This window comes from Aureibacillus halotolerans, assembly GCF_004363045.1.
Taxonomy (GTDB): Bacteria; Bacillota; Bacilli; order Bacillales; family DSM-28697; genus Aureibacillus; species Aureibacillus halotolerans.
The window spans coordinates 47663-72572 of record NZ_SNYJ01000021.1; the positions used below are offsets into that span (position 1 = coordinate 47663).

19 protein-coding genes are annotated in these 24910 nt (G+C 46.1%); 6 read left to right on the plus strand and 13 right to left on the minus strand.

Going from position 1 to position 24910, the window contains the following annotated elements:
* Nucleotides 1-26: 26 nt before the first annotated feature.
* The 7 genes from EV213_RS17750 to queG all read right to left on the minus strand — a co-directional run bounded on the left by EV213_RS17750 (nucleotide 27) and on the right by queG (nucleotide 8398).
* Nucleotides 27-887, minus strand: coding sequence for an amidase domain-containing protein (locus EV213_RS17750; RefSeq protein WP_243740255.1), 861 nt, complete (start codon nucleotides 885-887; stop codon nucleotides 27-29).
* 231 nt (nucleotides 888-1118) lie between these two features.
* A complete protein-coding gene (locus tag EV213_RS17755) occupies nucleotides 1119-3533 on the minus strand; it encodes a BclA C-terminal domain-containing protein (protein ID WP_133581909.1) in 2415 nt (804 codons plus the stop codon).
* Nucleotides 3534-3685: 152 nt separating this feature from the next.
* Nucleotides 3686-4375 carry a hypothetical protein gene (locus tag EV213_RS17760; RefSeq protein WP_133581910.1) on the minus strand — a complete coding sequence of 230 codons (690 nt, stop codon included), beginning with the start codon at nucleotides 4373-4375 and terminating at the stop codon, nucleotides 3686-3688.
* 113 nt (nucleotides 4376-4488) lie between these two features.
* Complete coding sequence (locus EV213_RS17765; RefSeq protein WP_133581911.1) at nucleotides 4489-5559, minus strand: tetratricopeptide repeat-containing glycosyltransferase family 2 protein; 1071 nt, start codon at nucleotides 5557-5559, stop codon at nucleotides 4489-4491.
* Between the two features lie 439 nt (nucleotides 5560-5998).
* Nucleotides 5999-6592: a YdeI/OmpD-associated family protein gene (locus EV213_RS17770; RefSeq protein WP_133581912.1), complete on the minus strand. Its 594-nt coding sequence runs from the start codon at nucleotides 6590-6592 to the stop codon at nucleotides 5999-6001.
* Nucleotides 6593-6749: 157 nt separating this feature from the next.
* A complete protein-coding gene (locus tag EV213_RS17775; RefSeq protein WP_133581913.1) occupies nucleotides 6750-7253 on the minus strand; it encodes a methylated-DNA--[protein]-cysteine S-methyltransferase in 504 nt (167 codons plus the stop codon).
* The gene (gene queG / locus EV213_RS17780) at nucleotides 7250-8398 is read right to left on the minus strand and encodes a tRNA epoxyqueuosine(34) reductase QueG (RefSeq protein ID WP_133581914.1); all 1149 of its coding nucleotides are present in this window, start codon (nucleotides 8396-8398) and stop codon (nucleotides 7250-7252) included. The genes EV213_RS17775 and queG overlap by 4 nt, the downstream gene beginning before the upstream one ends.
* 370 nt (nucleotides 8399-8768) lie before the next feature.
* On the opposite strand from queG, the gene namA reads away from it, so the two are divergent.
* The gene (gene namA / locus EV213_RS17785; protein ID WP_133581915.1) at nucleotides 8769-9791 is read left to right on the plus strand and encodes an NADPH dehydrogenase NamA; all 1023 of its coding nucleotides are present in this window, start codon (nucleotides 8769-8771) and stop codon (nucleotides 9789-9791) included.
* A 488-nt stretch (nucleotides 9792-10279) separates the two neighbouring features.
* Here namA and EV213_RS17790 read toward each other — a convergent pair whose 3' ends face one another.
* From EV213_RS17790 to EV213_RS17810, 5 genes are all read right to left on the minus strand, one after another.
* Nucleotides 10280-10687 (minus strand): HIT family protein, encoded by a 408-nt coding sequence (locus EV213_RS17790; RefSeq protein WP_166639398.1) that lies wholly within the window; start codon nucleotides 10685-10687, stop codon nucleotides 10280-10282.
* 442 nt (nucleotides 10688-11129) lie between these two features.
* Nucleotides 11130-14243, minus strand: coding sequence for a beta-galactosidase, LacZ type (gene lacZ, locus EV213_RS17795; RefSeq protein WP_133581917.1), 3114 nt, complete (start codon nucleotides 14241-14243; stop codon nucleotides 11130-11132).
* A 360-nt stretch (nucleotides 14244-14603) separates the two neighbouring features.
* Nucleotides 14604-15425, minus strand: coding sequence for a proline racemase family protein (locus EV213_RS17800; protein ID WP_166639399.1), 822 nt, complete (start codon nucleotides 15423-15425; stop codon nucleotides 14604-14606).
* A gap of 13 nt (nucleotides 15426-15438) precedes the next feature.
* Entirely contained in the window at nucleotides 15439-16458 is a 1020-nt protein-coding gene (locus tag EV213_RS17805; RefSeq protein ID WP_133581919.1) for a proline racemase family protein, read from the minus strand.
* Nucleotides 16455-17630 (minus strand): NAD(P)/FAD-dependent oxidoreductase, encoded by a 1176-nt coding sequence (locus EV213_RS17810; RefSeq protein ID WP_133581920.1) that lies wholly within the window; start codon nucleotides 17628-17630, stop codon nucleotides 16455-16457. Before EV213_RS17810 ends, EV213_RS17805 begins: the two co-directional genes overlap by 4 nt.
* Nucleotides 17631-17739: 109 nt before the next feature.
* Between EV213_RS17810 and EV213_RS17815 the strand changes: the two genes are divergently transcribed.
* The 5 genes from EV213_RS17815 to EV213_RS17835 all read left to right on the plus strand — a co-directional run bounded on the left by EV213_RS17815 (nucleotide 17740) and on the right by EV213_RS17835 (nucleotide 22822).
* On the plus strand, nucleotides 17740-19488 hold the full coding sequence (locus EV213_RS17815; protein WP_133581921.1) for a sigma-54 interaction domain-containing protein: 1749 nt from the start codon (nucleotides 17740-17742) through the stop codon (nucleotides 19486-19488).
* A 623-nt stretch (nucleotides 19489-20111) separates the two neighbouring features.
* The gene (locus tag EV213_RS17820) at nucleotides 20112-20384 is read left to right on the plus strand and encodes a (2Fe-2S)-binding protein (protein ID WP_133581922.1); all 273 of its coding nucleotides are present in this window, start codon (nucleotides 20112-20114) and stop codon (nucleotides 20382-20384) included.
* Nucleotides 20377-20706, plus strand: coding sequence for a (2Fe-2S)-binding protein (locus EV213_RS17825; protein WP_133581923.1), 330 nt, complete (start codon nucleotides 20377-20379; stop codon nucleotides 20704-20706). Before EV213_RS17820 ends, EV213_RS17825 begins: the two co-directional genes overlap by 8 nt.
* Nucleotides 20707-21939: an NAD(P)/FAD-dependent oxidoreductase gene (locus EV213_RS17830; protein ID WP_133581924.1), complete on the plus strand. Its 1233-nt coding sequence runs from the start codon at nucleotides 20707-20709 to the stop codon at nucleotides 21937-21939.
* The gene (locus EV213_RS17835) at nucleotides 21926-22822 is read left to right on the plus strand and encodes a dihydrodipicolinate synthase family protein (RefSeq protein WP_133581925.1); all 897 of its coding nucleotides are present in this window, start codon (nucleotides 21926-21928) and stop codon (nucleotides 22820-22822) included. The genes EV213_RS17830 and EV213_RS17835 overlap by 14 nt, the downstream gene beginning before the upstream one ends.
* Nucleotides 22823-22982: 160 nt before the next feature.
* Here the strand turns inward: EV213_RS17835 and EV213_RS17840 are convergent, their stop codons facing one another.
* Nucleotides 22983-24047 (minus strand): M24 family metallopeptidase, encoded by a 1065-nt coding sequence (locus tag EV213_RS17840; RefSeq protein ID WP_133581926.1) that lies wholly within the window; start codon nucleotides 24045-24047, stop codon nucleotides 22983-22985.
* Between the last annotated feature and the right edge of the window lie 863 nt (nucleotides 24048-24910).

Here is a 24910-nt window from a genome sequence, read left to right on the forward strand (position 1 = left end):
TACCACCCAATGCAATGGGATGTGCGTTACCCTTTAATATGAAAAAACTTGTATTGAATATTTGGCGTATACGCTGTCGAATCCTCATAGGCCCAGTATCGCATACGACTGTTTGATGTGTGCGCGTTCACGAGCGGCTCTCCATTTTCATCGAAGGCGGTCACAATCGTGTTGTGATTCCATCGGCCATCTCCCTCAAAGTCGTAGCAAATCACATCCCCTAACTGAAGATCCAATGGGCTTGCGACCTCCTCCCCTTGCAAGCCTGCCGTTGACCCACTAAGGTACCAACGAAGGGAGTGCGCCACAGCCCAGCTATAGCTCCATGAGGATCCAGAATACCACCAGCCTTTGCCCCGGTTTGGCTGCCCTCTCATCGGTGCCCCGCCTGCACGAAGGCATTGAGAAATGTAATTGGTGCAGTCTACCTCAAACTCGCGATACGCTGGATTGTAGGAGTTCCACCAATAGTCCGCATAGCGCACAGCCTCCCTGCGATTGTATGAAAAACGTGTGGATTCGTGTGGATCACGAGAATCAATGTCCTCTGATCCTGGCGAAAGAACTGGCTGTTCTTCCTCTACTCTGTAATGCTCCCAATCCCCATTCTCATCGAAGACCCGTTCCTGCAACCGCTCCTCCTTGTATAACATCCCTTCTTTTCCTTGATACATAAGAGAAAGGTGACAAAAATACATGCGATGATCGTGATTCTCTTCAACGAGCGGTTTTGCCACAGCCTCTGCTTTGACAATCTTCATGCCACGGCGCTGAAAGGAATCTTTCATTGCAATAAATGGCGCAGCATGCCGATCGGTCAATGCTGACCCTGAATGAACTAGATACGAAAGACGTTGCCTCCAAAGGGCTTGTAAGTCATCTGACATCCGCCTCACCTCCTGTTAAAGCTTATGAGAGGAGGGGTGGTGTTCATGCTTATATAGATATGGTTGAACGATGAGATGGGGCATCCTTGTTTTCAATTGCACAAAAAAACATATTAATTCCGACTATGAAAGATGATATGTAAGGTTGCGACTTTAACGAACAGAAACCACAAAATAAAAAACACCCAGAGCGTCATACATATGCTCTGGATGTTTAAAGTAAAGCTACTCTTACGACAATCGGATAATCGACATCTCTGCACCTTGACCCGTAGTTAAGGTTGCTGCTCCAAGCAAGCCAAATAGTTGAAGGCTGATTGTTGTACCTGCAGTCAGAGGTAAAATAACCTCTGCACTAAAGTTGGATATGCTGAGAAGTGGTGTGACGTTGGATTCGGCTAAGGCAACGCCGTTAATCAATAACCCTGAACTTAAGAGTAACGCTGCCGTGACGTTTACATTGTAGTTAATGCGGTACGTTCCTGCTTGAGTGACGGTGAAGACCGTATTTGCTCCGTTAACGGTGACGTTGTTTAGTACCTGACCTACCGGTAACGGAATTGTGGTTCCCGCTAGGACGACTGCGATAACGGAGCCGCTGTTTGTTCCAAAACCTAGTGTACTAGTTACACCCGTACCTGTGGCTCCGGTTAAACCTGTGACCCCTGTAGAACCTGTTGCTCCTGTGATACCAGTGGCTCCGGTGACGCCGGTAAGACCCCTTTCTCCTGTTGGTCCAGTGACTCCAGTCACTCCTGTGGCTCCAGTGACGCCGGTGACGCTCACGCCTGTTGCTCCTGTCACTCCGGTCGCACCCGTGACGCCCGTTGCTCCTGTGACACCCGTTGCTCCAGTCGCCCCTGTTCCTGTCGCTCCTGTTACTCCGGTTGCTCCCGTTACTCCGGTTGCTCCAGTAACACCTGTTACTCCGGTGAGACCTACTCCAATGCCTGTTGCTCCTGTGATGCCTGTTACTCCTGTCGCTCCTGTTACTCCAGTTGCTCCAGTGACGCCTGTTGCTCCTGTCAAACCAGTTACGCCTGTCGCTCCTGTCAAGCCAGTTACGCCTGTTGCTCCTGTCAAGCCAGTTACGCCTGTCGCTCCTGTCAAGCCAGTGATGCCTGTCGCTCCTGTCAAACCAGTGAGACCTGTTGCTCCTGTCAAGCCAGTGACGCCTGTTGCTCCTGTCAAGCCAGTTACGCCTGTTACTCCTGTGAAGCCAGTGATGCCTGTTACTCCTGTCAAGCCAGTGACGCCTGTTACTCCTGTGAAGCCAGTGATGCCTGTTACTCCTGTTGCTCCTGTTACTCCAGTTGCTCCAGTGACGCCTGTTGCTCCTGTCAAACCAGTTACGCCTGTCGCTCCGGTGAAGCCAGTGATGCCTGTTACTCCTGTGAAGCCAGTGATGCCTGTCGCTCCTGTCAAACCAGTGAGACCTGTTGCTCCTGTCAAGCCAGTTACGCCTGTTGCTCCGGTGACGCCCGTAAGACCTGTTGCTCCTGTTACTCCTGTTGCTCCTGTTGCTCCTGTTGCTCCTGTTGGTGCAGGTGGGATAAGTACCGTATAGTCAGGTGATGTGTCCGGTGTGCCTGTTGGGCTATCCACATTAACAACATACATACCGCCCTCATAGCTTACGACTTGACCTGCTAGGTATCCTGGTGCATCCGCTGGATCAAATGGAACGACTCCATCTAGGCCTACCCCTGTTGCTCCTGTGACACCTGTTGCTCCGGTTGGCGCAGGTGGGATAAGTAGCGTATAGTCAGGCGATGTGTCTGGAGTGCCTGTTGGGCTATCCACATTGACAACATACAAACCGCCCTCATAGCTTACGACTTGACCTGCTAGGTATCCTGGTGCATCTTCTGGATCAAATGGGACGACTCCATCTAGGCCAATCCCTGTTGCTCCTGTTGCTCCTGTTGCTCCTGTTTCACCCGTTGCTCCAGTGGCCCCGGTCGCTCCTGTTGCCCCAGTTTCACCCGTTGTTCCGGTGACGCCGGTCGCTCCTGTTGCCCCAGTTTCACCCGTTGTTCCAGTGGTCCCGGTCGTTCCTGTTGCTCCTGTTTCACCCGTTGCTCCAGTGGCCCCGGTCGCTCCTGTTGCTCCTATTTCACCCGTTGCTCCAGTGGCGCCGGTCGCTCCTGTTGCTCCTATTTCACCCGTTGCTCCAGTGGCGCCAGTCGCTCCTGTTGCTCCTGTTTCACCCGTTGCTCCAGTGGCTCCGGTCGCTCCTGTTGCTCCTGTTTCACCCGTTGCTCCAGTGGCGCCGGTCGCTCCTATTGCTCCCGTTTCACCCGTTGCTCCAGTGGCGCCAGTTGCTCCTGTTGCTCCTGTTTCACCCGTTGTTCCGGTGACGCCGGTCGCTCCTGTTTCACCCGTTGCTCCAGTGGCGCCGGTCGCTCCTATTGCTCCCGTTTCTCCAGGTTCTCCCGTTGGACCAGTGGGACCGGTAGGACCTCCGGCAGGTCCGTCAGCACCTGGAGGACCTTGTGGACCTCTTGAGCCGGGTCGCCCTGGGGGACCTGGAGGACCTGGGATACAACATTGTTCTTCTTCAGTAGACGACTTCCGGGAATCGTTACGATGTTCAGACTCACTGCGTCTTCTTCTCTTTTTTCGAGATTGTTTGTCTTCGCTCATTTTGGATTATAAGACTCCTTTCTAAAAGTGGATCAAATTTATCCTATGTGGTATTCCATTGATCTGCTTACACTTTTTCATTACTTTTTTAAAATTGTGCTCATCTAAATAAAAAAGGCCTGGAAACAACCCAGACCTTTGCACAACCTCTATTAACGGTATTGGAATAGAGTAAATGTTGCGTTGGAAACTTCGACAGATGAAGCGGTTCCACCAGCCACTTTTCGTAATGTTAGTGTGTAAATAATGTCATCATCTCTACTATTGAGAACGTCTTTTGCATCGAAAGGAACGTTCATATCTGTTGTTAACAGTGGCATAGAGTAAATGATTTGACCTTGGAGTGGATCTTGGTAACGGTTTGACTTGCGAATTAGAAGATTCTGGGCAATCGATGGATCTCCCCATTCTAGAAACATGGAGCCTGTCAAAAGAACGACATCGCCGTTTTCTGAACACTCAACAGATACTTGCCCAAGAATTTCTTCAACGGTTGTATTAGCCGCTGCAGTAATGATTAAGGATCCATTTTGAGTTGTGACACCCATTTCAACTACTGCACCTTCTTGGCACTCACAACTCTTAGGCTTGCAATGATGATGCTTCTTGTGATGCCCATTTGTTTCATTTGACTCGTTAGACTCATTGGAATCATTACAATGGATATGAATTTCGTTTACGGTGTTCCGCTCGCTAGATTCGTCATTCCATGATTCACACTCAGCAGATTCTACAGATTCTCCACAGAAATCATGCTTTTTCTTACACTTTTTGTGCTTGCGTTTCCGACGAAGCTGGTCTTCTAAATCAAGTATTGATTCAGTTCGGAAGTAACGTTTCACTTACGCACACTCTCCTTTTCTCAGCAGGATTTCCCTGCCGTATGCTTCATCATATGAGGAGAGTGTTGCGTTTGTAGCGACGTTCACCTAGCAAGTGGAAAACTTGGCTAACGTCACGTCAAAAAATAGGGTTCATTATAAAGGACGCTTGGATGGGTAGGGTGGTGTTTTTTAGTGATTTCGTGATAGCGACGTGCCTCTTCCATTTGATTCAGTCGCCAATGACACACAACGAGTTGTAGCGCGGGATACCAAGTCGAGAAGGCTTTAAGATTAAAACCAGGCAATTCAACCTCTTCAAACGACAGGGCGTGAGAAAACCAAAAAATCGCCGCTTTATATTGCTCCTTTTCGAAGAAAAAATCCCCCATTCGGCAGCTATGCTGTGGGCGGGGCATGTCATAAAGAAAGGAACGAACAATCGCGCGTTGTGCATTGTCTTTTTCATCTAAGGCGTTGTAGTTATCGCTAATGCTCAAACAGGCAGCGATGTTGTCCTCGACCCAGCCTGCTTTTGATGTTAAAAATTGCTCATAGTATTGTATGGAACGTCTATGTTGTCCGTGCTCACGCAATTCATTGGCAAAGTAATAGACGTCTCTCGCTGTCATTTCCTCTTTGCGTTCCAGCATGGATTCATAGATCTTTAAATTTCGATCACTTGAGGGGACGGTCGTTTTTTTACTCTTCTGATGCGTGACAGCAATGTCGGAGGCAAAGATATTGCCGCCTACGGCCAAGTATTCATGGACCGCACCAATCCATTGAAACCCTCGTTCACGTTTAATGAGTCGGTTTCGTCGATACGTAAAGCTAGGCTTGCCACTGTCATCAAACGCTGTATGGTAATGCATTGAAACAGCATCTACGGAAGGATCAAGAGACGCTTTTAGTCTAAGGAATTTTTCCTGATCCTCTGTTGTCAACACATCATCAGCGTCTAACCAAAGAATATACGGCTTCGTTGCTTTAGCAAAAGCTGCGTTACGTGCCTTAGCAAAATGCTCAACCCAATCAAATTCGTACACATGTTGCGTAAATTTACTCGCAATCTCTTTCGTTTGATCAGTGGATCCCGTGTCCATCACAATGATTTCATCCACCACGTTCTCCACGGATTTAAGGCAATCGGCAAGCACTTCTTCTTCGTTTTTCACGATCATACATAAGCTAATCTCAATCATCACAAACCTCCAAAAAAGGTAGTCATCTTCGATTAGCCTATGCCCAAAATGAAGTTATGTGCCTTCCCCCTATAAATATCCTTTTTTCGTCGTATAGAAGAGACCGATTGACATGAAGACGAACAACGCAAAAGCGACAACCTGCTGCAGAATGTTATTCGTCATGCGAAATTCGGCGCATTTGTAGGCATCTATTCTACAAAAACAGCAGCTGGCTTTCAAATTGACATTGTCGATAAAGGGCCAGGTTTCGATCAGCCATCCGAAAAATTCGGCGCAAACATCGGACTATCCATCGTCAAGTCAATCGCTAAAAAGATGAACATCACGACGGAAAAACGGTCGTGTCTCTTCATCTCTTTAAATAGAAAAAACGATCCGTTAGGTGTACGCCTGAACAGATCGTTTTTCTTATTATAATGATTGAGTCGAATTTCATCTACCGATCATTTATCCCCTTGCCTTCAAAAATCTTCGGCATGCATTTTTCTACTCTTGACGTCCGTGTTTTGGATTGTTTTGGTGAAGAGAAATGGATCACATACATTCTTTGTCGCCCCGGTGTCAGTGCTTCAAAAGCCTCTTTCAGGCCAGGGACTTCGTCCAATTTCGCTTTGAATTCTTCGGGGTAAACAAGGTCTTTTTTCTCTTTAACGACTTTCATACCCGCCCTTTCCACTTCAGTGGCCTCTTTCACGTACGCTTTCAAGATCGGTTCCAGCTCTACGATTTCTTGAACATTGGTGAAGCGAATTTGGCGCGCTGATTGTACATTCTCCGTTTGTTGGATGAGAATCCCATGCTCGTCCTTTAACAACGCACCTTTGTGAAACAATAGCGCCACATAGTCGTTAAATCCGTGCATTAACACGACGTTTTTCGAATTCAATGTGTAGCAGGGATGCATCCACTTGAAATCTTCGGTCAGCTCACAGTCAAGAATGATGGTCCTCAACTTCTTGTACTCTTCCTTCCACGTTTTAGCCTTAGCTAAAAATTCATCAACTTTCGGATTTAACTCACGTTCCTCCATTATGGAACACTCCTTATTCAATAGCCTTATGTTTGCTAGTTACCTATCACTAGTGACATTTTCGATTCGATGAAAAGCTTATCCTATCCATCATCTCCGAAATGCTTTTGTCTTAGTACAAATTGAAAGTAGATTTTGCCGTCTGTATTTGAACAACCTATCTTTTTTCAATCTCAAGCAACGTTTTCTTAATGGACAAGCCGCCATTATACCCAACAAGTGATCCATCACTTCCGATAACACGGTGACAAGGGACAATGACAGGGATTGGATTTTTATTAATCGCTCCACCCGCTGCTCTCACTGCCTTTGGGGAGGCAATGGTTTCAGCAATTCCCTTGTAGGCCGTCATTTCTCCATAAGGCACATCCATCAGGGCTTGCCAAACCTTTGCTTGAAAGTCTGTTCCCCGTAAATCAAGTGGCACGTCAAATGCCGTTCTCTCGCCAGAAAAATACTCTTCTAGCTGGGACCTCGTTGAAGAAGATGCATTGATTTGCTCAAAACTTGGATTGTCAAAATACCGCTCAAACCAAGGAGTTTCTTTTTCCAGACGCTCCTCATACGTCCCAAACGCTAGCCGACACAAGCCCTTTTCACTAAAATACAGGGTGAGTGTTCCAAGAGGTGTATCATCTAGCTCATAAAATGAAATGGTCATGGGGTTATCTCCTTCTCAAAGCGAAGCCCTTTTTGAATTTCTTCTCGTACTTCCTCGTCCTCTTCTACTTCTAAACGTTCAGATAGAAAACGCAACGCTTCAGGTTGCTTGTTTGCGGCAATTTTTCCGTATGACCACGCTGCTGTCCCACGAATAACGGGTCTAGGGTCACTTTTGATCAGCTCCTCTAGTAGGGGAAGCGCAGTGTCATCTTTATATATGGCTAAGGCCAAAATGGCGTTGCGCTGAATAGGCTTCTTTCCGCGCCAAGAGCCTGACATCCGGCCGTAGGTGTCTTTAAATTCTCGATTAGAAATCGTAAGAAGCGGCTTTAAGAGCGGCTTCACCTTCTCAGGGTCTGGTTCAAATTCAGGCTGGGTATGAAAATCAACGCCACGATTTTTCGGACACACGGTTTGGCATGTGTCACAGCCGTAAAGTCGATTGCCAATGACTTTTCGATATTCGTCCTGAAGGAACCCCTTCGTTTGTGTCAAAAAAGAGATGCATTTCTTCGCATCAAGCTGCCCACCTTGCACTAGTGCGCCCGTAGGACACGCCTCCACACAAATATTGCACGTCCCACATCCATCCTCAACAGGCGTATCTGGCTCAAAAGGGACCGATGTAATCATCTCGCCAAGATAAATATAAGAGCCATAGATCGGCGATATAATTGCACAGCTTTTCGCGCTAAAGCCAATGCCTGCCCGTTCCGCAACAGCGCGATCGGATAGCTCTCCCGTATCGACCATCGATGTCACATAAGCCTCTGGTACCCGCTCTTGCAAATACGCTTGAAGCTTGTCCAAACGATCTCGAAGAACCGTATGATAATCTTCTCCCCATGAAGCACGGCAAAACAAACCACGGGGGTCCTCTTTCGTGCTTTTAGGTGTATTCTTCATTTTCGAAGGATACGCGAGCGCAATGGCAATAATCGACTTCGCTTGTGGAAGCAATAGCTCTGGATGAGTGCGTTTTTCAATGTCGCTCTCCTCAAACCCTGATTGATAATTCAATGCCTGTTGCTGCTTGAGGCGTTCCTTTAACGTTAAAAAAGGGTCAGCCGAGGCAAACCCAATGTCATCAATACCGATGGTTTTGCTATAGGCAATCAGATCTTCTTTGAGCATTTGGTTCATTGGCCTCCGCTTCCTTTCACGAATTTTAAATTAGTATATCACGGTTGATCGTCATGATGGAAATAGCAAATTACATATATATACATATATTGGCATATAAAAAACGCAATGCTTCGATGATAGAGAGCGAAGCACTGCGTTGTTAACGGTTATTATAAGTACATGTTGAAGAATAACATACTCTTATAGACGTGACAACCGTTTTTTCGACATATTTCTCGATTTTCTTCGGGTCCTGAACAAATTTTCTTGATATTTACGATGTAGCGAATTCACTTTGATCTCTAACCGCTTCATTGATTCGTTCATTATATTTGATTTTAATTAAATGCATGTGCTTAGATGGAGAAAACCTAGAAAGGACTTCTATATGACACCAACCTTGTTTTCACCTTATACAATAAAAAATGTAACGCTTAAAAATCGCATCGTCATGTCGCCAATGTGTATGTATTCGTGTCCGGAGGAAGACGGAAAGGTGACGAATTGGCATAGAACGCACTACACGTCCAGAGCTGTTGGGCAGGTTGGTCTCGTTATGCTAGAAGCCTCGGCTGTTCTTCCTGAAGGACGAATTTCAACAAAGGACCTTGGTATTTGGTCAGATGAGCACATTGAAGGGTTGAGTGAGATTGTGCAGTTGCTCCAGGAGCATGGCGCAAAAACCTCTATTCAGCTTGCACATGCGGGTCGAAAATCCGAAGGTCCCGGCGTGATTTACGGTCCCTCTCCTATTGCTTTTAGTGATCGTTACCAAACGCCAACCGAAATGACGCTTGGCGATATTGAGCGTACAATTCAAGCGTTCAAGGACGCTACTGAAAGAGCTAAAAAAGCTGGCTTCGATATCATCGAGATCCACGCTGCTCATGGGTATTTGATCAATTCCTTTTTGTCTCCATTAACGAACCACCGTACAGACGAGTATGGGGGAACGCCAGAGAAACGCTATCGCTTTTTACAAGAAATTATCGAAGCCGTGAATACCGTTTGGGACGGTCCCCTTTTCGTCCGCATTTCCGCCGAGGACTATGATGACAACGGTATGAAATGGCAAGACTATGTGCCATTTGCTCAGAAAATGAAAGCCCAAGGAGTTAACTTAGTTGATTGCTCTACGGGTGGCGTCATTGCATTACCAAAAGCAATCAGTACGTTTCCTGGCTATCAAGTGCCTCACGCGGAAGGAATTCGTAAAGACACAAATATCCCTACTGGTGCCGTTGGTCTCATTACTTCTGGGCAGCAAGCAGAGGACATCCTTCAAAATCGTCAGGCTGACTTGATTTTTATTGGCCGTGCATTGCTTGTCAATCCGTATTGGGCACTTCAGGCGGCAAATGAGCTCAATGAAAAGATTGATCCTCCTACGCAATACGATCGCGCTTGGTAAGGTTTAGGCTGATGAGAAACGCTCGCTTTCTTCGTTGCTTTGCCTTGTCCGATGCTCATTGCCCTAATGGCAACTCCGCGCCTCCCAAGCCTTTGCGCTTAGATAAGACAAGCGTTTTCATTCAGCCTAAACGGGTTATCACCATAACTTGGGATTGACTTAAATACGAGCGGTCATACGCTCGCTTTCCGCGGGCGAACTGCGAGCCTCCTCGGCGCTTAACAGCGCACTGTGGGGTCTCGCTTAGCTCGCTTTTCCCGCAGGAGTCTCGCTAGTGACCGCTTGTGTTTAGAAGATTACTTTTTGCACATCCTGAATCACTTGTGCCCTTTTTCTTATATGCTCTTTGTTGACTTAGCCTTGTGTAATACCTTTTTTGGCGACTCCCTTTAATAAGAAACCTACATTGTCGTTTTCTTATTAAAGCTGTCTCACTTCATATTACAATTAGTTATATAGAATCCTTTGATAATCTTTCATTCAAATAGCTACTCACTTTTGATGAATTCTTCAATTTCTTTCAAAGAATTAGGATCCGCTTCTAAAATTGTTCCTGTCAAATATTTTTCTGAAGTAATATCATGGTATCTGTACATAGGTACAACATGTATATGTAAGTGCTCAATATCAAAGCCAGCAATTGCTATACCGACTTTTCTTGGGGTGAATTTCTCGTGAAGAATCGAACTTATTTGCCGAACACTTTCCATCAATCTTAAATAATTCTCTTCATTAAGATCATGAATGGAATTCACATGCATTTTGGGAATAACAAGCGTGTGACCAGGGTTAATAGGTCGTATATCCAAAAATGATTTTGTCCAATCGTTTTCCATAATTGTATTACTAGGTATATCTCCTTTAGTGACAGAGCAAAAAATACATGAGTTGTTCATTTTTATTCTCCTCTCCAATTTTTCATAGATGAACTTAAATTCAAATACAACCATAATCTTCTGAGATTAAATTCAATTTTCAGTTCAGTTTAATACCAAGTGTACAATACAACTAAACTATGGTGCACCTTTACAACTATTTTGTTCGAGTAAACGCATTCTTCTTAATGAATCTTCTCGTGATTGTTTACCTCTTTTTGATAATTTGTATGTGTAACCTGATTCTTCAATTGAGATGATTACCATTATATATAACGCTTTTCCGAGGGGGTTGAGTAGTTATTGACTCAACTTTCGCTGAGCAAAACCCACATTCCAATCAAGGCTCGCTTTACTCTTTTACTCACTTGCCCTTCATCTTACTACGCTGCTACTTTGCCATTCCGGCGTAGCTCACACCAAAAAACGATCAGACCCAACAAGGGCTCTGATCGTTTTTTCCTTATGATTGCTTGATGCCTTGCAACGAGAATTGGTAGACGTAGCTTTGATCGGCGTAAAGCGTAAACTCTGGATGTGTTTTCGCACCCCAGCTATCGTCGCCTCCTACGCCCATTTGCTTGTAATTGACGCGCACTGCCGTTTTTGTGCTCTGAGGTAGCTTATGTGGATGGCTACTCGCTTCAATCTCATCATTTGAATAAGGCAAAGCGTTAAATTCAACGGGTGGTTTTCCTGCAATCCGCAAGCCTACCCCGTCTTCGTTAATAAGTGTCGCCCATTGCACATCGGTTTTGTTTCCTGTTTCCTGTGGACGCAGGTATGGCACAAATTGTTCAAAGACTCGCCCTGAATACTTGCCTATTTTTGCGCTTGTTGCTCGATCCCAATAATTCTCATGTGGTCCACGCCCATACCACGTCAGACGCGAGAATTCTGCCGCCATGGCAAAGCTCATCCCTACTGCTGGAATCTCAGGGAGCCCTTCACCTGGTCGCAAGGATTGCTGAATGTGGATGGTGCCGTCCCCATGCACCGTATAAACCAGATCTACACGTGAAGCGGATGTCGTTGGCACCTTATAAGCGGTCTCCACAAGGATGGCCTGCCCAGCTCCAGAAGCCACATTAAACTTGATGAGCTCTGCTTTTGCACCGGCATCTTTCCATGTGGCGACTCGCTCAGGGAGCTTGTTGCCAAGATCATTGTCGATAGGTGCACGCCAGAAATGCGGTACCAAGGCTTCAGAGAGAAGCTCATTCCCTTCAAACTGATAGGAGCAGAGCTTGCCTGTTTTTTTATCAAACGTGGCGACAAAGCTCTCCCCAAACAGGCGAACCTCTTGCGCATCCTCAGAGACTTGCGGCCCTTCGTAGTCTGTGGCGTCCACCACTTCTTCTTTCACCGTGAGTTGGAATTGTTCAAATGCAATTTCATGGCCTTTGGCTGCCCACGACGTGTCTTCAGGAAGGGAGACTGAGACGGTTAACTGAAAGTCATCGTCTGCTTTTGCCGACACAGGCAATGAATATGGCAGCTCAATGGTGCTCGTTTCTCCTGGTGACACTGAGAATGATGCGGTGTCTTTTGAAAGTACATCGCCGTTTTTCTCAATTGTCCATGTCCACGTCAAATCCGCGAGAGATGTGAATAGGAAGTGATTGGTCACCTCAAACTGCCCGTTCTCAAGATTGACTGCATCAATAGATACATTCTGATAACATTTTTTGACCTCAAGAAGCTTTGGAGTTACTTCACCGTCTGCAAACAGAAGTCCGTTTCCGCAAAAGTTCCCGTCGTTAGGCGTTTCTCCAAAATCTCCTCCATACGCCATATACTTTATGCCGTCTTCGTCTTTCGTACGAATCGATTGATCAATCCAGTCCCAGATAAAGCCGCCTTGGAGTACATCATAGCGCTCGAATAGCTCCCAATATTTGAAGAGGTTCCCACATGAATTCCCCATCGCATGAGCGTACTCACACAAAATAAATGGTTTCTTCGGGTTATTTTTAGCGTATTCTTCAATCTGTTCTACCCTTGTGTACATTTGGCTTTCAATATCAGATGCATCGTCACTTGCACGGTAATGAAAGGTTCCCTCATAATGGACAATCCTTGTATCATCCACCTCATGGAAAAAGTCTTTCATTTTAATAAAGTTGTCCCCACCAAAAGATTCGTTTCCTAGTGACCAGATGACAATACTCGGGTGGTTTTTGTCACGCTGGAACATTGAATTCGCACGATCAAGCACGTTTGCCGTCCATTCTGGTTTGCTTCCAGGCAATGTATCTTCTAGCTCTTGTTGGCCATACGTCCAAGCACCGTGTGTTTCAAGATTTGTTTCATCAATCACATACAGTCCGTACTCATTGCACAGATCATACCAGAGTGGATGATTCGGATAGTGGGACGTACGCACAGCGTTGATATTGTTTGCTTTCATCAGCTTGACGTCACGAACCATGTCTTCGAACGTGATGGCACGACCTGTGTCACAGTTAAATTCATGTCGGTTGACACCTTTAAACATGACAGCCTTTCCATTGATCTGCATGAGGCCATTTTTAATTTCAAACGTTCGAAATCCAACCTTCAAGCTTTGCGCTTCCGTAATATGCCCTTGAGGATTTTCGATTTTGACAATAAGCGTGTACAAATGAGGATGCTCGGCGCTCCATTGCGCAGGCGTGTCAACCGTTTGTTGAAAACGGACGGTATCATTTGCACGGTTTGGATCGATTTCTTTGGATAGAGGCTCCGCAAATACAGCAGTTTGATTGCTGTCGTACAATTGAGCTGACACACGCCAACCTACAGAAGAATTCTCTTCCAAAGAGGATAGCGATAAGGTTAAATCAAAGTTGCCGTTCTTGTACTCCTCGTCCAAGGTCGCCTTCGCAAACACATCTTGTACATGGACTGGGCGCGTTGCATACAAGTACACATCACGAAAGATGCCGCTCATTCGCCAGAAATCCTGGTCCTCAAGCCAGCTGGCATCACTCCATCGGTATACTTCCACAGCAAGTTTGTTTTCGCCATCTTGAAGGTACGGCGAAAGATCAAATTCTGCAGGCGTAAACGAGTCTTCGCTATAGCCAACCAAATCGCCATTCACCCACACATAAAAGGCAGATTCAACACCTTGAAAACTGATGTATACAGGGAGGTCCTTCCAACGTTCAGGCACAGTAAACGTACGTACATAAGAGCCAACAGGATTGTAGGCCGTAGGCGCAAACGGTGCTTTAATATCCTCGTTGCCCTCCCACGGATAACGAACATTCGTGTATTGAGGGTAATCGTAGCCTTGTAGCTGCCAATGACCTGGGACTGAAATCGTCTCCCAATCTGACGTGTCATAGGAAGCTTGATAGAAATCTACCGTACGCTTGTCCGCATTTTCAGCGAACTGAAATTGCCATTTCCCATTTAGTAATTGCGTGAAGCTGGAAGACGCTCGGTTCCCTTGCATCGCCTCTTCTTCCGTCGCATATGGCATTAATGTGGCATGCGCGTCTATCGTATTCAATGAAAATATCTCAGGATTGTTATTCCATTCGGGGTAGCCATTCGCTGGCGGCGTGTAACTGAATTTTGCTTTATTCATTGGGTTCCTCCTGAAGTAAATGAAATCGGTTTCACGAAGAGGTAACTTCCTCTCTATTTTATTTTAATCGCTTGCGTAGGTATGGGCAATGTTAAATGTCCTCACGAAATGTTCAGAAAAACACCTCCCATTATATGAAAGGCGTGAATGCATCATCGTATTTTAATGGCAAAAGACAAAATCACAGAGTTGTTCAGCGCTCCACATTCGTTCTTGTCAGTAACAACTTTTACATAACAGTTTCATCAACTAGAAATCGTTTCTCAATTGCTTCGAAAGCCCTTTTCCAGTCCCCTTATGCTCACTACTAAACCCTCGTGCGTTGGATTCTTCTCTGACTTTCCTTCGTTGCGTCAATTTCTAAAATAACAAAAAGCCTTGTTGAAAGGGGTCCTTTTCCTGGAAGACAAAGCGTGACATTGCGATGACCTCAGCCCTTACCCTCATCGTCGATCGCACATTTGAATGTAGGCGATCAAGTGATACATGAGCCTTGTGCCCTAGCAGGTTGGCAACCTCCATGTCAGTGGCATGCGCTGAACACAAAACGTAACAGCTTGCACCAGTTAGTGGTGATCGGTCAATATGACCTGTTGTATCAAAGGTTATAAAAGTTGAACTTGTATAAAGGAGCAGCAGATCAAATGGGGCTTCTTCAAGGAGTTCTTTCTCAAATATTTTTCTGCACTCAGGCAATGTTTCTACTGTTAGCTCAAAAGGAATCGGCTTCGCGACCACCCGCTGACCCCAAATCTTCCAAACGTCTTCTACACTTGGGTCTGAAAGAAGGTCCTCTTGGATTTCCCAGTCATTAGCGTGCCTTTTTGTGACAATAACCTGTTGCTCATGTCCTTCAAAGACATAGGAAGTTCCTTGAACGCCTTCGATATCAGACAAATACACAGCCGCTGCCACAAACCCACCAGTTGAGCATTTTTGATGCCCTTTATAATTGAACATTAGCAAAGTACCGTTGCTCTTCTTGCTGTGTGCAGGAGCAAGAATACAGACGTTCAAGTCTTTATGTCCTCTAGGCTCTTGGAGAATTCCTTTGATCAATTGATGTGTTTCTTCTTCAAATAAAGTGGGATCTGCCCCCCAACGCCAGTGACATGGTAAAAAGCGAAAGGCCTCTCCCGCCACATGAATATCAATCGTATGAACATAGCTTTGTGTCTTCAATAACTGCTCCTCCTTAATGAATTTCTAGCTGTGGAATGAGTAAGAAGCCTGTCTCCTCCTCATCCCTTCGGAGCATGTATTGATGGTGCCCTGTCACCCATGCCTCTCCTGTAATGCGCGGGACAATTCCTTTGAACTGGCCGACCATCTCTTCACGGACAATCGTGCCCTTAAACAGTGAGCCGACAATGCTTTCATGGATAAAAGAGCTTCCGACTTGAAGCTTGCCATGGGAATAAAGCGACGCCATTTTTGCAGATGTTCCTGTGCCGCACGGCGAACGATCTATCCCCCCAGGTGGCACCACTACAGTGTTTCTGACATCTGCCTCAGGATTGACTGGATCATCATAAAACTCAATGTGTGTCACGCCTGAAATAAATGTATTGTTTGGATGGACAAAGGATTGAAGCGCGTTGACGGCCTTTCGAATCGTCATCGCTTTTTCAATGATGGGCTCTGTTCGTTTTGGATCAATTACGACCCCCGCTTCTCTTGCTGAAACAATGCCATAGAAATTTCCACCATAGGCCACATCGACAGTCATTGCTTCCGTGTTTTCCACGTCAAGCGCGAACTGCTTATAATGGAAGGAAGCCACGTTATTGAACGATACTTCTAGTGCTTCGCCATCTTTTACAAGAATTTCGGTGCTGACGAGCCCAGCTGGTGTATCAAGAACGATGCTCGTCACTGGCTCACTAGTCGTTATCAGTCCTGCCTCAACAAGCGCTGTACAAAAACCGACCGTATCATGACCGCACATAGGCAAGTACCCACCTGTTTCAATAAAGATGACACCGATGTCAGCCTCTGGATGAGTGGGCTCCTGGAGAATCGCGCCTGACATGACACTATGTCCTCTAGGCTCATTCATTAATGCCCTCCGAAACCAATCATGGTGCATTTTCATATCAAGCATTCTCTCACTCATCGTAGATCCATTTAGCTTAGGTGCCCCTGAAATGACGGTTCTGGTCGGATTTCCCCCAGTATGAGTATCGATTGTCGTCACTAACGTTGTGTACTTCACGTGATTGCCTCCCTTTGGCTAAATCGATCATTTCGAAGCTGCTCTACTTCAATCGACGGTGTCTTTTGATGAATCATCTCCGCAATGACTTTTCCCGTAATCGGAGCCAGACCGATGCCATCTCCTTCATGACCTGCGGCAATATAATAGCCCGGATAGGCTGCGACTTCTGAAATGATTGGCAGATGATCCGCCACCCATGGCCGGAATCCAAAATAGACACGAAGCAAGCTCATGTCACGAAGGACGGGATAAAACCGAATACAACGCCTGGCGATCGCACGCACAGCATGCCAGTTCACCGTGTTGTCAAAGCCAACAAATTCACGGCTTGAGCCCAACAGGAAGTTTTGACTTGCCGTTGGCTCGAAAACAAGTGCCGCTCCATACGCCTCTGTTTCCCTATCTACCTTCCTTTCCTTTCCGAATTTGGTCATGAGATAGCTAAATTCCATGACTTTTCGTGGAGAAACAGGCACTTGCCTCGATGACACAAGAATATGTCCCTTTCGCGGCAAAATCGGAATAGTAATGCCAAGCATTTGCCCAATCTTTGGCGCCCAAACCCCTCCACAATTCACGACCTTGTCCGCTGTAATCGTTCCATTAGAGGTCTCAATTACATAGTGTTGAGACTGTTTTGCGATCGAGCGGACACTCGTATTCTTCCACAACGTGGCTCCTCTCGTTTTTGCCGCAGCAAATAGGGCGTAGGAAAACAAATACGGATTGACGGTCGAATCTGAAGCACATTCCAAACCTCCAAGAAGATCTGTTGCCAAATATGGCGTTTCGTTTCGTAGGTCAGCCTGATCAAGCAAACGAAACGACAATCCTGCTTGTACTTGCTTGTTCACCCATTGCTCTGCCATTTCCATCTCTTCTTCATCCTCACAGACGAGGATGCTACCTGGTTGTCTGTATTCAAATTCTTTTTTTAATTCTTCTGAGAGCTCATGAACGAGCTGTTGGCTTTGAAGCGTCATCTGACTGTCAAAGCCTGGTTCTTTGTCAATGGCAAGGATGTTGCCATCACAATGGGAGCTCGTGCCACTTGCCAGCTCTCCTTTTTCAATAACAACAACATCAGAACCATATTTGCTAGTGTAATAGGCCACGGCACAGCCGACGATGCCCCCTCCAATGATGGCGACTTCTGTATGTCTAGTCATGACGTCCCTCCTTACGATCCTATATGCAAATTCCGTGCCAGACCTTTTTATAGCAGAGAGTACAGTATTTTCTGTATAATGAATGAAAACAAGAGCCGGAGGGATTTTTTTGGACCATCTGCTGCCGAACTTCAAAGAATACTTGCAACAATCCTACACCATCCTCCAAAAGATGCCTGCAAAAATAAAGCGATCACACTTGAAGAAGGACATGCTGTTTGTGGAAAAAGAACGGGGATACGTCGGATTGGAATCGATATACGTAAGCGCATTCACTAACGCTGATGTGCCTCCTGACCATATCGCTTGGAAATCAACCGCTTGCGTATATATCAATGAGAGCGGCGATTCCATAGAACGGCCAAAGACATACACCGAATTCCTTCTCATTTTTAATCAAAAACAAGAGCTTCTCGGTTACATAAAGACCGCTGAATTGTATGCTGCATCTGCACATGCCTTCGATACACTAAAAGCCTATTTTGAAACCGCGCTAGACACGACCAACAGCAGCATCACTGCCATTGACAGCAACCAATGCACGATGATCTGGACAAGCGGTGCCGAGCAATTATTCTCCATTAAAAAAGAAGAAATTATGGGCAAGGACATGAGTGAGTTTTTCCCAAAGGCAATGCTACTGAACTTGAATACACTTCAAACAGGAGAAATCGTTCAGAACAAGCAGCACGAACCAAGAGAAGATCTCATTGTATTAATAAACGCTAGACCTGTGAGGTTCGATGGCAACATTATCGGAGCTGTCGTCTCGGAAACTGACATCACAAGACAGGTCCAGCTTCGTAAGGAACTCTCTTCAGCAAATGAGACGATTGTGCACTTAGAACGAAAGATGTCTGTCATACGACCTGAGCTTCATCCTTTTCACTCCATTAAAGGCTCAAGCCCTGCCCTGAAAATGACGTTAGATCGAATCAAACAAATTGGCCAAGTTCCCGCACGCGTCCTCCTGCTCGGAGAATCCGGGGTAGGGAAAGAACTCTTCGCAAGTGCCATCCATCAAATTCGCCACAGGGAGACGCAGGCTCCTTTTATCGCTGTCAACTGTGGCGCCATTCCGCCGACCTTGTTTGAAAGCGAGCTGTTTGGGTATGAAAAAGGCGCGTTCTCTGGCGCAAGTTCTCAAGGAAAAAAAGGGAAGTTTGAACTCGCTAAACATGGGACGCTTTTTTTGGATGAGGTCGGCGAACTGCCACTGGACATGCAGGTCAAACTGCTACGCGTTCTACAAGAGGGCACTTACTTCCCTGTTGGGGGCACGAAGGAAAAAAAAGTAGACTGTCAAATCATTGCCGCCACAAACAAAGATTTAAACGAGCTTGTACGAAAGGGAACGTTTCGGGAGGATTTGTATTTTCGGCTTCATATTATTTCCATCACCATCCCTCCCCTTCGTGAACGAGCTGAGGACATTGTAGAGCTGAGCCACCATTTTTTGTTTCAATTCTGCCATACGTACAATAAAAGCATTGATGCCATTCCTAAATCAATCATGCTAAAGCTCTTAGACTATTCTTGGCCAGGCAACGTTCGTGAACTCAAAAACACAGTTGAGCGTCTCGTCGTCTTTTCGGAAAATGATCAATTGCGTATAGAGGATATATTCTTCTCAGGTCAATCCTCTCCCGATCCCCATCATGTGGACCCTGAAGTGAAGAAATCGCCTCATCCCCAGCGTACGTTATCGCTAAAACAAGCATTGGAAAGAGAGGAAAAACGACTAATTGAGCAGACGTTACAGAGTTGCCATGGCAAAAAAGATGAAACCGCAGATCTGCTCTGCATCTCCCGAGCTACACTGTATAACAAGCTCAACAAATATGGCATAAGCGAGTAAATACCTGTCGATGGGGCTGTCCCATAAGGTCAAAAAATGACCTTGTGAGAATATTTCCAAGATTTTTTTTGGTAATAGAATTAAACCGCTTCATCAAAATACTTCGCTTGCACCCTAAAGGGTACAAGTGCAACATCGACTCGAGAAGACCTCCTCGTGTTTTCTATGCCGCCGGGCACGGCTTCAGCTTCCTCGGAAAGCAAAAATCGCTTTCCTGCGGGATCTTCAGCTCGTGCTGTTCCCGCAGGAGTCTACGTATTTTGACTACGCTAATCTTCTGACTCTGCATAAAATCAATCGCCACTCAAATTATAAAACATGAAAAACCTCAAGGCACCTGTTCAAATGCCTCGAGGTTTTCTACTTTTAAGAGGCTTTTGAGACAACCCCATCGATGTTTTTTTATAGCAACTGATTCGTTCTTAGCAGTTTCTTGCCTTTTCCAATCAATTAAAGTTCGAATCCTCTCACAAACCTCTTTAGCACAGGTGGACCCTACTCTTTCAAACCTAACATTCTAGAATAGTAGACAATTCGTCTAAAACGATAGAATTCGACTTCAATAAAAGCTCAAGTGGCATGTTGGCATCCTTTTTGCATGTTGTTCTATGGAGGTGTTTGTTTTGACGAACCAACAAGCGCTCATTGTGTGCCGCTGTGAAAATGTCACTTGGGACGATTTGCAGCAAACCGCTAAAGAACACCACTGTTCTGCTAGAGAGCTCAAGCTACGGACACGCGCAGGGATGGGGCATTGCGGGGGGCGGGTGTGTAGATCTATGATTAACGCAATTTCTCAAGAAGGTCATGGACCGCCTTCGACTTTAGTCTTTCGCCCACCTGTGCGCCCTATTCCGTTTCATTTGTTCTTGGAGGATGGTGAGGAAAATGAATGAACGACGCATCACTTCTCATCCTGTATTGTCTGTTCAGTCGTGTCGTTCGATCGAATACATTTTCAATGATCAGCAGCTTTCTGGACAAGATGGAGATACGATCGCCAGTGCACTGATGGCTTCTGGCATTCGCCAGCTGCGATCGCACGAGGAGTCTGGCGAGGCTCGTGGCATTTACTGCAATATCGGTCACTGCTTTGAGTGTCGTGTCACCGTCAATGGCGTCAAGGACAAAAGGGCATGTCTGACATTGCTCACCGAACATATGCATATCTCTTCTCAAACAAAGCTTCCTACTCCATTTAAGAAAGGAGGCGACTAGATGGATGTTCTTATCATCGGGGCTGGTCCGGCAGGATTGTCTGCGAGTATTGAACTGGCGAGTGAAGGCATTCAAGTCGGTGTCGTAGACGAATACCCAAAGCCTGGTGGAAGACTTTTAGGTCAGCTTTATGAAGAAAAAAAGAACAGTTGGTGGGATGGTCAAAAGGAAGCAGAAAAGCTCACACAGCAAGCTGAAGCTCTTGGCGTCCATTTTTATATCGGTGTCAGTGTTCATCATATGACATACCACGGCGAACGTTGGTATGTACACACATCCAACGGCACCTTTTCTGCAAAAGCGCTTCTCATTGCTACAGGGGCAACAGAACGCTCTCTTCCAGTACCAGGCTGGACGCTGCCAGGGGTCATGACAATTGGCGCAGCCCAGGTCATGACCAATGTCCACCATGTGCGCCCTGGTCAAAGAGGCGCCATTCTCGGCTTAAACGCACTGTCCTTTGCTATCGCCAGGGAGCTTACGCTTTGTGGCATCGACATTGAGGGGTTTTATGTCGCACCACCCCATCCTCTTTCCATGGAGGAGTCGAACCCAAAAGCCATATTCGAAAGACTCCTTCAAATGGCTCATCTCGCACCGTCTCCTTTACTTCGACTGGGGGGGATTTTTGCAAAAAGATCGAATGTCATTAAACACTATGCTTTTCAATGGTACCCGTCAAAAGGCATGTCGGTCTTTAAGATTCCTGTTCATGTGAAGCAATGTATCACAGAAATTACTGGTGAGAATGAGGTGCAGGCGATTAAAGTATGTCGGCTGACAGCCAACGGTGACATTCTCCCTCACTCTGAACGTATCGTTGACGTTGATTTTGTCTGTATTGCTGGAGGCTTGTCTCCACTTAATGAATTAATTGCTTTGACCCCATGTCCTGTGCAGCATGTAGACGCATTAGGTGGCTTTATTCCCGATCACTTTGAAGACATGTCCACACCAGTTCGCGACTTGTATGTTGCCGGTAATTGTACGGGCATCGAGAGTGCAAAGGTGGCAAAGGCTCAGGGCACTGTTGCAGGCAGAGCCATTCTCAAACACAGCTTTTCACATTCGATGGACGATTCACTTTCTTCCGCCATGCACGAAGTTCGTGAACAACGAAAAAATGCACTGCTGCAATTTCACCATGGCATTGAGCAAGCGAGAGAAGAGTTTTACAAACAAATGGAAGCAAAAAAACAACATCAAAAGGAGAGATTAGATGAACCGGTTTAACGGCGTTTATGTGGCACTTGTCACACCAATGAAAGAGGATTTCAGTGTAGATTTTTCCCAGCTAGAAGATTTATGCAAATGGCTCATCTCTGAAGGCGTTGATGGGCTCGTCCCAGCAGGCTCATTAGGGGAATATGCCACGCTTAGTAGTGAGGAACGAACGGCCGTCGTGGAAACAGTCATTCAGGCGAGCAATGGGCAAGTTCCTGTGATTGTCGGAACCGGCGCACCATCCACCAATCAAGCCGTCCATTGGGCAGAACATGCGCTAGCGCAAGGTGCTCAAGGCATCATGGCGCTTCCACCGATCAATTACAATCCACGTGAGAAGGAAGTCATCGCACATTACGAAGCGTTGAATCGTGTCGGTATTCCTATTGTCGCCTACAATAACCCCCGAGATTATGCGACTGATTTAACGCCACAGTTGCTTGCTAAGTTAAGCAAATTCGAAAATGTCGTCGCCGTGAAAGAATTTAGCGGAGATATTCGACGCGTGCATGACATTCTTGACCAGACATCCCTTGAAGTGATGATTGGCGTTGATGACCTCGCCCTTGAAGGTGCACTTGCTGGGGCGACAGGGTGGATTTCCGGGGTGCCAAACGCTCTCCCACAAGAAGGCATCAGACTATTTCACAACGCTCTCCAAGGTGAACTGGATGTTGCTCTCCCATTATACAGAAGCCTCATCCCCCTTTTTCACTACGACGCGGAACCGCAGCTTGTGCAATCGATAAAATACATGATGAGTCTCGCTGGTAAGCCAGTTGGGCCGACACGTCCGCCAAGGCTCGCATTAGAAGCAGAAGATTACAATGAAATTAAGCGCCATTTCGAACGAGCCAAAAACTATGCACAACCTAGCCAAGGAGCGAAATGATGACATTCATCTCCTCGCAAACATTCTCTGCTTTTTGAGTTGCAGCGCGCACGAGAATGCTTCGTTTGTCACCGAACAATAGGATGGCGTCCTGCTTTTAAAATAATGAAGAGCGTGCCAATTGGACCTTCTGGCGCGCTCTTCTTTAGGTTTATCCCCTCTATAGCCGTATTAACTGCCGCTCAGAGGTCGTCAAACGTTTGACGCCGCCCTTTGTCAGCAAAAGATCATCCTCGATGCGAACACCGCCAATCTCAGGTAGATAAATGCCCGGTTCAACGGTAATGACCATTCCTTCCTCTAGAACGCCGCTGCTTTTAGGAGATAAGAATGGTTCTTCGTGAATCTCAAGACCAAGACCATGCCCTGCTCCATGGCCAAAGAAATCTCCATACCCTTCAGCACGAATGAATTTCCTGCACAAGGCATCTGCTTCCTTCAATGGCATCCCTGGAGCCAGAGCGGCTACCGTCCGTTCCAAAGCCTCAAGAACGATGTTATAGATTTCAACAAGCTTTTCTTGCGGCTCACCAATTGAAACAGTTCTCGTCAAGTCTGAATGATAGTCCTTATAGTAGGCACCGAAATCCATCGTGATCATCTCATTCACTTCCACAGTCTTCTCACTTGCCACGCCATGAGGCAATGCACCACGCCAACCAGATGCGACAATGATAGGGGTTCCTGCACTGGTCGCGCCTTGCTCCTTCATTACGCGTTCCAATTCCGTTGCAATCTCCTGCTCTTTGAGACCAGGCTTGATAAACGATTGGATGTGATTAAAGGCGACATCCGCAATCCGTGCGGCTTCCTGTAAGCATTCAATTTCCTCAGGCAGCTTGATTTTCCGCAGATCTTCGACGAAGTGACCTATAGGGATCAACTCAACATCCTGAAAAGCCGTTTTTAACTCTATATATTGCTTATACGTAAAATGGTTCTCTTCAAACCCTAACCTTGTTATGCCAGATGCCGCTGCTTTTTCTACAATACTGTCGACAAGACGCCCTCCATGGTTGACGACTTTACAATCCTTCACTTGCGCCTCTGCTTGAGCAATGTAACGAAAATCGGTAAAAAGAAATGCCGATGACTCACCAATCAGAACAGCCCCTGCTGTACCTGTGAATTTCGTCACATATTTCCGGTTGTGTGGGGCGTAGATCAAGATTCCATCAAGGTTGTGTGCAGAAAGCTTGGATTGCAACGAGGATATAATACGCATTTTATGAACTGCCACTAAACACATAGACCTATGTATCATCCGACTATACGATTCACCTTCTTAGACTCTTCTGTACTCAGAAGGTCCTTGTCTATGTTCGCTCTCCGAGTAGTGGCAGCGTCACCACCTTTCTATTTTTAGTGTTCAAGCTTACATGACAGGGAGCGTTGTTCACGTTATACAATTCATCTCATTTGTCTATTTTAGCAAAATTCTCGACTTCTTGTTGCGACCTCCTTTGCCATTAGCATGCAAGGAATGTGCCAGGCGAATGCTTACTAGTGCCTTTTAAGATAAAAATAAAACACGACGAGGTCTTCTCGAGTCGATGATTCACTTGTCAAAGAAAGCACGACCGCTGCGTCAAAATACTTCGCGTTCCACGGGCACGGCTTCAGCTTCCTCGGAAAGCAAAAGCTTTCCTGCGGGATCTTCAGCTCGCGCTGTTCCCGTTGGAGTCTACGTATTTTGACTACGCTAATGTTTGTTTCTGCATAAATTTTTTTTATTTTGTCCCAGTCTCGTGTAATGGAGAAAAATGCGTTTTCATCGCAACATTGTTAACAGGAAGAAGTTGCTTCTAGGACCTCCTCCACCTATTTAGTTGGTAATGGTCGAACATGAATCAATAAGATTCTTCTCATTTCATATGTCCTTTACATTAAACCAAAAGCGACTACATGGGAGACTCTATCGGCATAGATAACGCGATGAGGTACTTCCGAATCGATGGTATACTAGTGCCCTTTAAGGAAGAAAGCGAAGGCACTAGTACCTTGACCGAATCAAATTACAGGATACAGATGTTTTAGTTTACCTCGTGCCTGCTCGGTGGTGAATTGCCAATCGACGGATTTCTGGAC

Excerpts from the sequence above, each read along its gene's own strand:
- EV213_RS17750 (WP_243740255.1), bottom strand. The coding sequence starts at position 887 with ATGTCAGATGACTTACAAGCCCTTTGGAGGCAACGTCTTTCGTATCTA.
- EV213_RS17755 (WP_133581909.1), bottom strand. The coding sequence starts at position 3,533 with ATGAGCGAAGACAAACAATCTCGAAAAAAGAGAAGAAGACGCAGTGAG.
- EV213_RS17765 (WP_133581911.1), bottom strand. The coding sequence starts at position 5,559 with ATGATTGAGATTAGCTTATGTATGATCGTGAAAAACGAAGAAGAAGTG.
- EV213_RS17770 (WP_133581912.1), bottom strand. The coding sequence starts at position 6,592 with ATGGAGGAACGTGAGTTAAATCCGAAAGTTGATGAATTTTTAGCTAAG.
- EV213_RS17775 (WP_133581913.1), bottom strand. The coding sequence starts at position 7,253 with ATGACCATTTCATTTTATGAGCTAGATGATACACCTCTTGGAACACTC.
- queG (WP_133581914.1), bottom strand. The coding sequence starts at position 8,398 with ATGAACCAAATGCTCAAAGAAGATCTGATTGCCTATAGCAAAACCATC.
- namA (WP_133581915.1), top strand. The coding sequence starts at position 8,769 with ATGACACCAACCTTGTTTTCACCTTATACAATAAAAAATGTAACGCTT.
- EV213_RS17790 (WP_166639398.1), bottom strand. The coding sequence starts at position 10,687 with ATGAACAACTCATGTATTTTTTGCTCTGTCACTAAAGGAGATATACCT.
- lacZ (WP_133581917.1), bottom strand. The coding sequence starts at position 14,243 with ATGAATAAAGCAAAATTCAGTTACACGCCGCCAGCGAATGGCTACCCC.
- EV213_RS17810 (WP_133581920.1), bottom strand. The coding sequence starts at position 17,630 with ATGACTAGACATACAGAAGTCGCCATCATTGGAGGGGGCATCGTCGGC.
- EV213_RS17825 (WP_133581923.1), top strand. The coding sequence starts at position 20,377 with ATGAATGAACGACGCATCACTTCTCATCCTGTATTGTCTGTTCAGTCG.
- EV213_RS17830 (WP_133581924.1), top strand. The coding sequence starts at position 20,707 with ATGGATGTTCTTATCATCGGGGCTGGTCCGGCAGGATTGTCTGCGAGT.
- EV213_RS17835 (WP_133581925.1), top strand. The coding sequence starts at position 21,926 with ATGAACCGGTTTAACGGCGTTTATGTGGCACTTGTCACACCAATGAAA.
- EV213_RS17840 (WP_133581926.1), bottom strand. The coding sequence starts at position 24,047 with ATGCGTATTATATCCTCGTTGCAATCCAAGCTTTCTGCACACAACCTT.